The 12,693-nt window shown below is 33.2% G+C and carries 14 protein-coding genes and 1 pseudogene; 6 read left to right on the top strand and 9 right to left on the bottom strand.

All coding sequences use genetic code 11. The features are described 5' to 3' along the window. Nucleotides 1–6: 6 nt before the first annotated feature. The 3 genes and pseudogenes from fabF to AAGD53_RS06545 all read left to right on the top strand — a co-directional run bounded on the left by fabF (nucleotide 7) and on the right by AAGD53_RS06545 (nucleotide 2,033). On the top strand, nucleotides 7–1,266 hold the full coding sequence (fabF, locus tag AAGD53_RS06555; RefSeq protein WP_341762642.1) for a beta-ketoacyl-ACP synthase II: 1,260 nt from the start codon (nucleotides 7–9) through the stop codon (nucleotides 1,264–1,266). Nucleotides 1,267–1,630: 364 nt separating this feature from the next. After that, nucleotides 1,631–1,717, top strand: a pseudogene (locus AAGD53_RS06550) (IS6 family transposase); the annotation flags it as partial. Between the two features lie 193 nt (nucleotides 1,718–1,910). Then, on the top strand, nucleotides 1,911–2,033 hold the full coding sequence (locus AAGD53_RS06545) for a hypothetical protein (protein ID WP_341762641.1): 123 nt from the start codon (nucleotides 1,911–1,913) through the stop codon (nucleotides 2,031–2,033). Nucleotides 2,034–2,094: 61 nt separating this feature from the next. On the opposite strand, the gene rplI is transcribed toward AAGD53_RS06545, so the two are convergent. The 3 genes from rplI to rpsF are packed head-to-tail and all read right to left on the bottom strand — an operon-like array spanning nucleotide 2,095 to nucleotide 3,346. Further along, nucleotides 2,095–2,652 (bottom strand): 50S ribosomal protein L9, encoded by a 558-nt coding sequence (rplI, locus tag AAGD53_RS06540; RefSeq protein WP_341762640.1) that lies wholly within the window; start codon nucleotides 2,650–2,652, stop codon nucleotides 2,095–2,097. 13 nt (nucleotides 2,653–2,665) lie between these two features. Continuing rightward, nucleotides 2,666–2,950 (bottom strand): 30S ribosomal protein S18, encoded by a 285-nt coding sequence (gene rpsR, locus AAGD53_RS06535; protein WP_341762193.1) that lies wholly within the window; start codon nucleotides 2,948–2,950, stop codon nucleotides 2,666–2,668. Between the two features lie 27 nt (nucleotides 2,951–2,977). Beyond that, on the bottom strand, nucleotides 2,978–3,346 hold the full coding sequence (gene rpsF / locus AAGD53_RS06530; RefSeq protein ID WP_341748149.1) for a 30S ribosomal protein S6: 369 nt from the start codon (nucleotides 3,344–3,346) through the stop codon (nucleotides 2,978–2,980). Between the two features lie 471 nt (nucleotides 3,347–3,817). Here rpsF and AAGD53_RS06525 point away from each other — a divergent pair, with 471 nt between their 5' ends. Beyond that, nucleotides 3,818–4,522 carry a winged helix-turn-helix domain-containing protein gene (locus AAGD53_RS06525; protein ID WP_341761878.1) on the top strand — a complete coding sequence of 235 codons (705 nt, stop codon included), beginning with the start codon at nucleotides 3,818–3,820 and terminating at the stop codon, nucleotides 4,520–4,522. 373 nt (nucleotides 4,523–4,895) lie between these two features. After that, nucleotides 4,896–5,288: an IS110 family transposase gene (locus AAGD53_RS06520; RefSeq protein ID WP_341762639.1), complete on the top strand. Its 393-nt coding sequence runs from the start codon at nucleotides 4,896–4,898 to the stop codon at nucleotides 5,286–5,288. Between the two features lie 65 nt (nucleotides 5,289–5,353). On the opposite strand, the gene AAGD53_RS06515 is transcribed toward AAGD53_RS06520, so the two are convergent. Then, the gene (locus AAGD53_RS06515) at nucleotides 5,354–7,024 is read right to left on the bottom strand and encodes an IS1634 family transposase (RefSeq protein ID WP_341762638.1); all 1,671 of its coding nucleotides are present in this window, start codon (nucleotides 7,022–7,024) and stop codon (nucleotides 5,354–5,356) included. 220 nt (nucleotides 7,025–7,244) lie between these two features. On the opposite strand from AAGD53_RS06515, the gene AAGD53_RS06510 reads away from it, so the two are divergent. Next, nucleotides 7,245–7,715, top strand: a complete 471-nt coding sequence (locus tag AAGD53_RS06510) for a transposase (RefSeq protein WP_341762637.1) — start codon at nucleotides 7,245–7,247, stop codon at nucleotides 7,713–7,715. Nucleotides 7,716–7,750: 35 nt separating this feature from the next. On the opposite strand, the gene AAGD53_RS06505 is transcribed toward AAGD53_RS06510, so the two are convergent. From AAGD53_RS06505 to hscB, 5 genes are all read right to left on the bottom strand, one after another. After that, complete coding sequence (locus AAGD53_RS06505) at nucleotides 7,751–8,323, bottom strand: malonic semialdehyde reductase (protein WP_341762636.1); 573 nt, start codon at nucleotides 8,321–8,323, stop codon at nucleotides 7,751–7,753. A gap of 566 nt (nucleotides 8,324–8,889) precedes the next feature. Beyond that, nucleotides 8,890–9,960 carry a hypothetical protein gene (locus tag AAGD53_RS06500; RefSeq protein WP_341762635.1) on the bottom strand — a complete coding sequence of 357 codons (1,071 nt, stop codon included), beginning with the start codon at nucleotides 9,958–9,960 and terminating at the stop codon, nucleotides 8,890–8,892. A 13-nt stretch (nucleotides 9,961–9,973) separates the two neighbouring features. After that, nucleotides 9,974–10,306 (bottom strand): ferredoxin family 2Fe-2S iron-sulfur cluster binding protein, encoded by a 333-nt coding sequence (locus AAGD53_RS06495; RefSeq protein WP_341762634.1) that lies wholly within the window; start codon nucleotides 10,304–10,306, stop codon nucleotides 9,974–9,976. Between the two features lie 28 nt (nucleotides 10,307–10,334). Beyond that, nucleotides 10,335–12,140: a Fe-S protein assembly chaperone HscA gene (hscA, locus tag AAGD53_RS06490; protein WP_341762633.1), complete on the bottom strand. Its 1,806-nt coding sequence runs from the start codon at nucleotides 12,138–12,140 to the stop codon at nucleotides 10,335–10,337. Then, nucleotides 12,131–12,631: a Fe-S protein assembly co-chaperone HscB gene (gene hscB, locus AAGD53_RS06485; protein WP_341762632.1), complete on the bottom strand. Its 501-nt coding sequence runs from the start codon at nucleotides 12,629–12,631 to the stop codon at nucleotides 12,131–12,133. Before hscB ends, hscA begins: the two co-directional genes overlap by 10 nt. Nucleotides 12,632–12,693: the final 62 nt, after the last annotated feature.

The following is a 12,693-nucleotide window of genomic DNA, read 5'->3' as shown; positions in this document are numbered from 1 at the left end:
ATAATCATGTCGACTAGAAGAGTTGTTATAACCGGTATTGGGCTTATCACACCACTAGGAATTGGTGTAAAGACCTCTTGGGAAGGTATTATAAAGGGTCGCAGTGGCATCAAGTCAATCACAAAATTTGATACTTCTAACCTTGCCTGTAAAATAGCGGGTACAGTGGATCACTTAACAGATAATGGCTTTAACCCGGAAAAATTTATTGATCCTCGCAATGTCCATAAGATGGATTTATTCATTCAATATGGTATAGGAGCAGCTACTGAGGCAATCGAGGATAGTGGGTGGAAAGTAAAAGATGCATTATCTGGAGATAGGACCGGCTTAATACTTGGTTCAGGAATAGGTGGACTTGGGATGATCGAAGAAACATCCGTAAAGTTTCATAAAGAAAATAATGGCAAAGTTAGTCCATTTTTTATCCCATCCTCATTAATTAATCTCCTTTCAGGTCATGTTTCCATTAAATACGGATTTACCGGACCAAATCAGGCTGTCGTTACAGCTTGTTCTACTGGCTCTCATGCTATAGGGGATGCTATGCGTATGATTCAATACGGTAATGTAGATGTTATGGTTGCTGGTGGGGCTGAAGCACCGGTTACTCCGGTTGGAGTGGCTGGATTCGTTGCCGCAAGGGCATTATCTACTAAATATAATTCTACGCCTGAAATTGCATCAAGACCATGGGATCAAGATCGTGATGGATTTGTAATGGGAGAAGGAGCAGGTGTTGTAGTACTTGAAGAATATGAGCATGCTTGTGCTAGAAACGCTAAGATTTATGCTGAAATTATTGGATATGGTTCTACTGGCGATGCTTATCATATGACCTCACCTCATCCCGATGGAAGAGGTGCTTATAGATCTATGTCTGATGCTCTTAAAGATGCAAAAATTGATGCAAGTCTTATTGATTATATCAATGCCCACGGCACTTCTACACAAGTTGGTGATGCTATAGAGTTAACGGCTGTTCAAAAATTATTTTTGGATGCTAACCCAAATGTTCTTATGTCGTCAACCAAATCATCTATTGGTCATTTGCTTGGAGCAGCTGGCAGCGTGGAATTAATATATTCAATTCTTGCTATGCGAGACCAAGTTGCTCCACCAACTCTCAATTTGCATAAACCGATAGCAGAAGCAAAAATAGATTTAGTTGCTTTAGAAGCTAGAAATACAAAAATTAATTACGTGCTTTCTAATTCATTCGGATTTGGAGGAACTAATGCAAGCTTAATTATTAAGAAAGTATAGGATTTACTTTTGGTTTGTATCATTTTCAAAAGTTGGAGTAGGAAGTTACCCCAATTAGGGATAATAATTAGTTAATTCTTACCCCTAATTGGCTTTAATATAAGGAAAAATGCATTTTTAAAGCGGCTAACACGAATGCATTTTAAACCTATTCTAAAGCTAAAAACATGATTTTAAAAGATTAAAATCATGTTTTTAGCAAAATATTAATTTAACAATCAGATGCAGAGCTGTCTCAAATCTGATTGTTTCGATAATTTCACCGAATTTGGAATAAGAATTGGTCAATTCTTATCCCAAATTCGCGTGTCTTGTACTTTTCTGCAATTTTTAAATCGCCACGGGGGTTATACGTAAGGTAAGTAATATAGCTGAACAAGACCACCGCTTTATCAAGAAACGAACTAAGCCAATGCTTGGTTTTAAGAGTTTTCGCTCTGCTGCTATTACCACATATTACCCTACATTTTTTATATAACCACTATTAAAATGGCTGCTGATTGTCTATTAGCGAGGAGTCGCGAAAAAGTGGCGACGCGGCAATCCAAGATACGCGAAGCGTTCTCTAAAAAAACAGCTTCGCTGTTTACCTAGATCGCCACAACTTCTAAAGAGCCTTGCTATGACGATTATAGAAAAATGTAGTGTACCATGCTATTACCATTACTGGTATAGAAAATATTCATATGATTCAAAAAAGACAAATTACTGGAGCTAATAATAATTTTTCTACTTTTGAGAATTTTGTTATGCTCATGGCATCATAATGTCCAAAATCTAAGGTTTTACAATTTTCGTTAGAACACGATTTACAAATGCGACAAAACCTTATATCTGCTCCACATCGTTAGGAGTAGAGGTTTCTTGTTGATCAGAACTTTTTTCAAGGGGGTCAATAGTATCTTGCTTATTGTTCCTTGAGTAATCTTGTGCTTCAGATTCTGACCTTGCAACAATTACCGTTATATTTGTACTAAGCTCAGCGTGCAACCTAACCTCTACCATGAATACACCTGTTGACTTTATCGGTTTCTCAAGAATTATACTTAAATGTGATATTAAGTGCAAAGAAGCCTTAGACAAACTTTCAGCAATTTCTTTATTATTCACTGAACCAAACAACCGACCATCATCAGCAGACTGCTTAATAAATATTAATTCCTTACCACTTATAACATTATTAATAGCTTCTGCCTCAGATTTTATTTTTAGCTCCTTCGTTTCAAGATCATGTTTTTGGGCTTCTATGAACTGTTTATTAGGTTCTGTTGCCCTAATTGCTAATTTTTTGGGGATAAGATAATTACGAGCAAACCCCTTTTTTACCTTAAGAATCTCTGCAATCTTTCCAAGTTTTCTTACAGGTTTAATCAAAATAACTTCCATCTTATTCCTCTGCTCAAATTTGAAATACAAAAGGCAACAACGCTAGGATTCTAGCAATTTTTATAGCATTCTTCAGTTTTCTTTGCTTTTTGGCACATACATTGGTAATCCTACTAGGCAACATTCTCCCACCTTCTGATACAAATTTTATTAACAAATCAGGGTTCTTGTAATCAATTACTGGAGCATTTGGAATAGAAAGAGGACATCCCTTACGTTTTCTAAAAAACACTCTTTTATTATTTCTATCAGCCATTCTAGTCATTGACTGAGAGTCAACAGCATCATTCTCAAACATTTTAATCTTTTCCAATTTTATTACTATTTAGTCTTTATTAATTGTTACATCAACTATTTCTTCATGATCTGAACCTTTACTTCTTAGAATCGGCGAAGGTTCAGCACTTATTGAATCAACATTGATATTAACAAACCTAATAATATTTTCACTTAGCTTCATTTTCCTTTCCAGTTCATTTATTACCGAAAAATCAGTTTTAAGCCCCATAAAAACATAATGTCCTTTTTTATTATTACCAATTTTATAGGCTAAACTTCTTAAACCCCAATATTCAGTTTTAATAACTTCACCGTTACTATCTTTAACAATTTTAGTAAAGTCATCGGTAATTTTATCTACATCAGCAGACGAAATATCTTGGCGTATGATAAAAACTGATTCGTAAAAAGCCATATATAAGAATCTCCAGCTACAAAATAAAGCCATTTATAACAATAAAAAACATTTAATTCAAGTGTTATCTTTATTATAGAGCATAATTAATAAATCACTAATACCTTTTGATTGCAAAAATATAACCGTTTTACACGGATTGTAAATAAATAATTAAATTAGTAGACTTATATTAATAAATTTAGTAGAAATTTATTAATTAATTCGATAATATTGCACTTTAAAAAGTCAAATTAATATCATTACAATAAATTCATAATAATGTAACATTAGACTCTTGCATAACTGAATTATACTCTTTTTACTTTAAAAATTGACTCAGCAAAAACTTTGAGGATTCGCGTACTTCACATTACTTACATGTACGTTTAGCATGCTTATACCTTGTTTTATGCTCCAATCCCTCAATCATTTGGGTATACAAAGAAGAATTTAGTCATGCCTAAAGTCTTCATTTAATTAGTATTTAAAATGTTCGATAAATTACCACCTAGAATTCTTATTATAGAATCAACTAAAAGCATTAACGTTTCTTTATCTAATGTCATAGAGAGAGCATGGTTTAATCTTGTTAAGGCTAACACAATAGAAAAAGCTATAGCCTACTCTATTGCAAATCACCCTGATATAATTATTGTTGATTCAATGGTACAAGATAAAGTTGCTACAGAAATAGCAACTAAACTAAGAGAAATTAATGGTTTAGAGAAAGTACCAATAATTTTTTTGCTACATTCCGGAGAATCTCCGTCTAATTATACTTTGGAAGATAATAACTTTGTTGTTTCTCTTACTAAACCATTCACTTCAGATCAGCTAATGATTTCAATAAGATCATTACTCCGACGATCTAATTTAATTCTACAAGATAAAGTTATAAAATATAAGGAAGTAAGTATGGATCTTACTACCTATAAAGTAACTAATAAAGGCAGGATAATTCGTTTAGGACCAACAGAATTTAAGATTTTACAACTTTTTATCAAAGCACCTAAAGTAATATTTTCCCGTCAAGATATTGTAGACAAAGTGTGGGGCAGAGATACAGCTATTGACCTACGTACTATTGATGTACATATAAATAGAATAAGAACATCTCTAAAAAATAAAGAATCTGAGGTATTTATAAAAACGATCCGTGCTATAGGATATTGCCTTGATTTGCCAAATTCTTAGAATTAAAGTAAAAAATTATCTATTTAACCTGAATTCGATATAAGAATTATTAATTCTTATATCGAATTCATACAATAGAAAAGCCATGATAAATATAACGTGATCAGTTATATATAGTGGTAGGATGGGTAAACTGTATCTCGAATTGAAGCTTTGAATTTTAAAGACTTCGTACCTGAGCAAAGACCCATCCTGTTTGGATAAAGACTACAAACGGATGTCATAAGGTTTAAACCTTGCGTATGAGTATGTAGCGTATCCTATTATTAATATAAATCATGAGGCTCTATATGGCAACAACTTATATTGGTGTGGACGTTAGTAAAAAAACTTTAAGTATCTATATACCAGCTACCAACAAGGCTTTACTACTATGCTTAGCACCATTAATAAACACTATACTGCCTTATCTGAGTTAATTGTTGTCTTTGAACCTACTGGTGGATATGAACATAATTTAAGAGAATTTTTAAAAATAAATAAATTGCCTTTTGCTACAGTACACCCTAATAAAGTGCGTAGTTATGCTAAAGCTAAAGGATGGCTTGCTAAAACTGATAATATCGATAGTAAATTGTTGCATGATTATGCAACGTGCTTTGCTTTACCAGTGAATGTTACTTATGATAGTAATAGCCAACAACAGTTACATGCTTTATTAAAAAGAAGAGAACAATTATTAGTATTTAAGAATCAAGAAATTGCTAGGCAGGATACTGAGTTTAATGCGGTCGTCATTTTATCTCCCGACTTCCGCATTTTTTAATAAGGCATAAGCTTAGAAGGCTCATAGTGCTGGGATTTTTAAAATTTAGGCACAACATTATTTTGTTATTTTAAATATATTGCAGCATGGTCTGAACGTTTGATGTTAAAGGTTTTATAGATTTTTCTAGCTTCGTTTTTTATTGCACTTGGTAGTCTATAAAGATCACCAGTCTTTGTATGTCTTAAGATTGAAGCCTGTACTGATATTAATAATTCAACGATGTTAGTTACACTGATCTTTTGGGTCAGAGCAACCTTGTATTCTATAGTTTTAAGCACTGCAAAACTCATATAACACACAGCTATGTGTGCTTCTATCCTTTGTTTAGTCCAGTGAAAAATTGGACGCATTTGTAAATTATGTTTATTGATTCTAAATTGCTCTTCAATTACCCATAATCTAGCATATTTTGCTATTGCTTCATGTGGAGTTATAGTTTGGTCATTGGTGATTACCCCATGTATGCCATCCCATAATCCATCTTCTGTTATTTTCTTTGGGTCAATATAGCTCTTGCCATTTTCACTAGAAGTATATTTTTTTACTCCACTATTAGATATAAGTTTTTTGGTATTACCAAACTCACCGATAGTTTTGTTAATTTTATCTAAAATTTTTTGTCGCTCCTGTGCATCATTAATAGCCCTTTTAGATTTATAACTGGTAATTAAACGCTTACCTTCATGTTCTAAATCGGCAATCCAGGTAAGATCATTGCCTATAACAGTTGGCTTATAGTTTTCCCCTGATAATATTTGTTGCTTCTTTTCTTTCGTGAGTGTTTTAAGCTTTGCTGCCACAATATAACGATAACCACCTTCATCGAGAGCTTGCAAGTTAGCTTTACTAAACATTGCCCGGTCAGCAATAAAACAGACATCTTTAACCTTAAGATAAGCTTGCCAACTGTTAATTGATTTAATTAAGGTGCTAACTTCTGCAGTGTTGCCACTAAATAATTCGTACCCCAGTGGCAGTCCATCCTCATTAGTTGCTAGGGCAAGAACTAATTGCGTAGTATTAAAGCGATGATCTTTACTATAGCCAAAGGCTCTTAGCTCATCTATTTCTACTGATTCAAAGTATAGTGTAGTGACATCAAAAAATACTAGGCTAATCTCTTTATTAGGAATCAGGGTTAGGGTGTTTTTAAAGCATAATTCTTTAATTTTAGGTATTTGCTCATGTAATTTGTCCATCATCCGATAAGTAGCATCTAGATCATGATGCTTGTCAAATTGATCGCTTAAATACTCAACTATCCCTTTTTTACTATCTGGTCTTACCATGCGGGCTAATACTAAATCCTTCAGCATCCCAGCATCACGTTTCCTTGCTAGTAACTGGTTAAAATGCAGCTGATCATAAACATGCCCACCTATTTGATGCACCCCTTCCACAACTCGCTTGACTTCTACAACCTCATTTAGTTTTACTTCATTAACAGGTAAAATATCTTTTAACTGTTTGTTAGTTGGACGACCTCTTTTAACCTCGTTAGTATCATCAGTAAACAAATTCCCCTGCCCAGTTGCAGCTTCTCTCTCAGCTTTAATCTTGGCAATCAAATCCTGTGCTAAAGCGACTAATTTAGCTTCTTCTACTTCATCTACGAAGACTCCTAAATGACGTACTATACGCTGTTTGACGTTACCTTTACTATCACGATAACCTTCTACTATTTGGATAGATTGCCTTGGACTATTAGGACTTTTTTTACGACGTATGTACATATTAGGGCTATAAAATATGGGGCTATATTCAATTAATTAAATAATAAACAACATCGCAGTTAAAGTCAATAATAAAATATCTACTAGGCACAATAGAACGAGAGTACCACTTCACCTCCTTACTAATGCCACTTATAACAACTAATATCAAAAAATCTGCGGAAGTCAGGAAGAAATTGCTAGGCAGGATACTGAGTTTAATGCGGTCGTCATTTTATCTTTGAACCAGCATATTGCTAGTTTAACAGAACAATTACAAGAGATTGATGACAGTATTAAAGAATTAATTTCTCAAGCTCAAGAAATAAAGGATAAAATTGATTGGCTTACTTCTATTCCAGCAGTTGGCATTACTCTTGCTAGCACTGTAATATGTGAAGCACCGGAGCTTGGCAATATTACTTTTAGGCAGTTAACATCTTTAGTAGGTCTTGCTCCTTTTGCTAGAGAAAGCGGTAGTTATAAAGGTAGAAGAAGTATTTTTGCAGGTAGAGGTAATCTTCGAAGAGTTCTTTATATGGCTGCAGTAGCTGCCTTACGATGTAATAAGCACCTACGCAATTTTTATGACCACTTAATTGCTAAACATAAACCAGCAAAAGTTGCTCTTGTTGCTGTTATGCGCAAATTACTAGCTTTTATGTACTCTATTGTCAAAAATAATTCTTCTTGGAATGAAAATTTATGTTAAGTTACTATTTTTTTATTGACTTCCATTACGGATGCTCAGGTAATCTTACAGCATTCATTGAAATCGAGTCTTGGTAGCCGTGGGAAAGGGGCATCACCATCTTTGTAACCAATATTACATATGAAATTTACTTGATAAGTTGAATTGCTAAAGAAAGTACTATTTATAGCGTTTTTATTAAACCCCGACATAGGACCACAAGCTAATCCCTTACTTCTCGCAACAATCATCAAGTAAGCTGCTTGTAATGATGAGTTGCGAATTGCGGTATCTAGGGCAATCTGCTCAAAAGAAGCAAAATAATCTTTTATACTTGCATCATGAGGAAATAACTTGGGCATTAATTCATAAAACTTAGTATCAAAAGCAAAAATGGCTGTAACAGGTGCTGACTTAACTTTTTCAACGTTACTTGGAACTAAGCATCTGTACAATTTATCTTTTTCAGCTGAACTCTGAACAAAAACAATTCTCAAAGGGCAGCAATTAGCTGAAGTAGGACCAAGTTTTGCTATATTATAAATTTCTTCAAGTAACGCTCTATCAACTGGCTTATCCAAAAATTTGTAACAGGTTCTATCTGAAAATACTTCCTTAACATTTTTCATAGTAATACCCCCTTAAATTTACCATTAATTCGATATAACAAGTTATACTCGATAATCAAGTTTTTTTCTGAAGGCTACAATTCATGGTAGTTTATGTCATTCCCGCACAGGTAGCGAAATCTAGAATGTCTAAAGCACCTTTTCTGTCTGTTTCTTTAGATTCCCGCCATTGCTCATAGGTGTCAACTTAAGAGCGTAATGATTGAGCATGTATAAGTAAATCAAACCTAAACGTCTATTAGCGAGAAGCCGCTGCAAGCGGCGACGCGGCAATCTAAGATACGCGAAGCGTTACTCTAAAAAACAGCTTCGCTGTTTATTTGGATCGCCACGGCATCTAACGATGCCTTGCTATGACGACTGTGTTTAATTTGTTTATACATGTTCAATCATTACGCTCTTAAGTTGACGCCTATGCACCATTGCTAAGAATGACATACTAGTGATTCACGTAGGCAAAGCTTACGCGGGGATGACATCTTCTCGACTTCTTTTCATGATTTTTAAACTGCCATGAATTATATAACTCAATAAAAACTTGATTATCGAGTTATATCGAACTCTTGTTAACTTTCAGTGTTGTTCTCTTCTATAGCTTCATCTACTTTACTATCCTCTAGTTTAAACTCAAGCAAATTAATTGAACCTATATGTATACCATTATCAGAAAACTCAATATCAAATTTCACCTTTTCATAAGTTGCTAATTCATTATCATCTGTCTTAACTACTCCAAATAAAGAAGAATCAACAGCTTTCTCAATGATAGTTTTGACCATTTTTTTAGGTAATAACAAATTGTTAGGAATCAATTTATCGATGATATCATGGTAATTAGTTAATTCAAAAGATAATTTACCTTTTGGTAACTTACTATCAGAAAATTGTAAGAACCCTACCAAATCTACTTGGGCATTATCATCACAAGAAAAAACTAAACGATCGATATTTAAATTTCTGATAGAATTTGTATCTTTACCTTGGTTAGTAGCAATATTGATCAGTGTGGCTAAATCAAGCTGTGCTGTTTTGAAATTAAAAAAATCTTCCCCCGCAGAGTACAACAAACGTAATTGTAGAGCTATATTTTCACCGTCCTGAGATTTTGCCTTATTGATTAGGAAAACTAAATCAGCAATATTAAAAATTTCCTTATCTTCCTGAATGAAGGATAATAATTTATTGTTAACTTGCAGAAACTTTACGATAGATTTTAAACTATCTCCATGGGATAATTTATATATAGGTTTATTAAATTTAACTAGTGCTGTAATATATTCCTTGGACTGAACACTATACTCTATTAATTTACCATCAAAATTCTCTTGTTGTTTTATCCCTTGTTCTCCTAAAATCAATCTAGCCTTTTTAAAACTAAAATCAAACAAAAATGTCATTTCCTCAGTAGATATTTCTTTGGAATTAACATGATCGATAAATTTTATTTTTGGCTCGACTAAACGAATTTGAAAGCGAATAGGGAAGCCAGAAACTTTGATTTGGCTATAAGATATTTTAGTATTATCTGTCTCTGAATTTTTTATAGTATTTACTATATTGCTTTTGATAGTATAAGCAATGCCAAACCATATTATGGTGTAAATTAAACAAATAAAAAACAAAATTTTACGTATCACTCTATATACTCAATTATAAGTTAATATTACGGGTAGCAGATGGCAAGCGAACCCTTATACCGTCAAGTTCTTCACTAACAATAATCTGACAACCAAGTCTTGAAGTATGGGTAAGACCAAACGCTAAGTCAAGCATATCTTCTTCTGCTTCAGAAGGATTTTTTAATTTGTGGTAAAATTCCTCATCTACAATAACATGGCAAGTGGCACATGCTAGTGATCCTTCGCATGCACCTTCAAGATCGATGTTGTTTTGATGAGCAATTTCCAAAATAGACAATCCGAGAGGGGCATCCACTATTTTTTCCGTACCATCTTTGTCTATAATAAAAATTACTTTAGGCATTAATTATCATTCCTCTTTTTTAAAACAATCATCTTATTTTATCAATATGCTTACCTTTCAGTAAGTCTAAAGTAGCACTATTTAATCTTTCATAAAAGAAATGCTCCGTTATAGTCTCAAAAGTTTTGCTACATTCTATAATGTAATCACGATCATTTGAATCTATTGCTTCTTTCAGAGTGTTAATTGCAGTATCAATTTTTTTCATTTCATTCTTTGCAAGAATATTTGGTGTTTCTCTAATAGCATTTTCTATATTATAAATCAAAGATTTTGTATGAATAATTGTTTCTTGCAATAATTTCTTATTATGATCACTAGCAGCATTTTGATAAGCATTTTCTAGAATTTCGGTAATTTCACTTTCGTTTAAACCATAACTTGGTTTTAACGAAACATCATGTGATATATCACTATTTCTTTCTAGAGCTGACACTGACAAGATGCCATCTGCATCAATAGAAAATGTTACTTCTGCTCTCACTCCTCCTGCTTTCATCATTGGTAATTTTAGTTCAAATTTTGCCAGTGACCTACAATCTTCTACCATTTCTCTCTCTCCTTGTACCACATGTAGCTTCATAGAAGTTTGGTTATCTACATAAGTGGTGAACTCCTTAGTAACCGATATCGGTATGGGGCTATTACGAAGAATGATTTTCTCAGTAATACCACCATTTAATTCGATACCGAGTGACAAAGGAACTACATCGATTAATAAGGAATTAACATTTGCCGAAGTTAGGTTCTCTGCCTGCAGGGCTGCTCCCCATACTACCGCTTTATCTGGGTTAATATCCGAGAAAATAATAGTATTAAACGTTTGTGCTAAACTTTTACTAATTAAGGGTATGCGAGTTGAACCACCAACAAGGATGATACCTGAAATATTAGGATTTCCTGCATGTTCTAGCGTATCTTTAGTAATAGATATTGTACGTTCTACCAATGGTAACATTAACTGCTCAAAATTTTCTAGATCTAACTCCAATAGCGTCGCCTCCTCGTATATCATAGCACATTTATTTTGACCACTAAGTGTTTCTTTAGCTTTTTTTGCTAATTTTATTAACTCGCTAGATTCTAGTAATTTATATTTATCACAAAAATATCTCATCACTAAGTGGTCAATATCATCACCACCTAAAATATTATCTCCACCAGTGGCAATGACCTGAAATACGCCCGTTTGCATATTTAGAATTGATACATCAAAAGTACCACCTCCTAGGTCATACACTAAATAACACCCTCTACTATCTTTATTTAAACCATATGCATAAGCTGCTGCTGTTGGTTCTGCAATTAACCGTAATACCCTAAACCCTGCAATTTTTGCAGCTAGCATTACTTCTCCTCTAGCAGCATCGTTAAAATGTGCTGGCACGGTTATTACAGCTTTTTTGACTTCCGAATTCAATTTTTGAGTAGCCTGTTTCTTTAAGTACAAAAAGATTTGTCCGGCAATTTCTGGAATCGTCAGTAATTTTCCAGCAAACCTTATTCGTAAAATTTCACTATCTAAATCAATATAGTCTTTCACTAGAGTAAAAAGAACAGGGTTGTTGCGTATATCAGATAGTTTTTTACCAAAAAGTCTTTTAATAGAACGAAAATTGTCAATTATATTATCATTGCCAACAATAAAGTCTTTACCATGAAATGCTATAACTGATGGTATAAGTCCTCGGCCATGATCATCTATGATAATTTGTATTATTTGTTTATTTGATAAAGCAATCAATGAGTTGGTTGTACCAAAATCAATACCAACTGCTATATCCTTATCATGTGGGTTAGAAGAGCCAGCTTCGCTAATTTCTATTATTTGCATGACTTGATTTTTAGTTGAATATTATTAATTAAATTTTTAAGATATTTAAATTTTATGGTAATATCAAGAGCGTCTTGCATATTTTGATCTTGAAATGCAATAGTTAGAGATTCAATAAGTTTTTCTTTTTCAAGGATTTTGTTATTTAGCATATGCTCTAACTTAGTTAATTCTTGAGTAGTTTCAACAAGTTCTAATTCACTCCACACAACATTTAATTGTTCCTTTGAGATACCTTGCCTAAACGTTATTTCATCCAAGACTATATTGTTTAAAAGTAGAAGATACTCAGCTCGTGCTAAATCATCTTTAAGAATTGAATAAGCTTTATTTATATCAATAGAGATAGCCAAATTTTCTTGCCTCGCATTGTTAGTTTTAGCTCTATCTGGATGATATTTTGACTGTGCAGCAAAATATTGGCGATCCAATATATTTAAGTCAATATTATATTTTCGTTCTACATCTAATAACTCAAAATAACTGCTCATAATCACTTCTAGTAACGCGAATTTGGGATAAGAATTTGTCAACTCTTGAAATCATAGACAGT

It is taken from the genome of Candidatus Tisiphia endosymbiont of Melanophora roralis, from assembly GCF_964026575.1.
In the GTDB taxonomy this organism is placed as follows: Bacteria; Pseudomonadota; Alphaproteobacteria; order Rickettsiales; family Rickettsiaceae; genus Tisiphia.
This window is presented reverse-complemented; position numbering and strand designations above follow the sequence as displayed.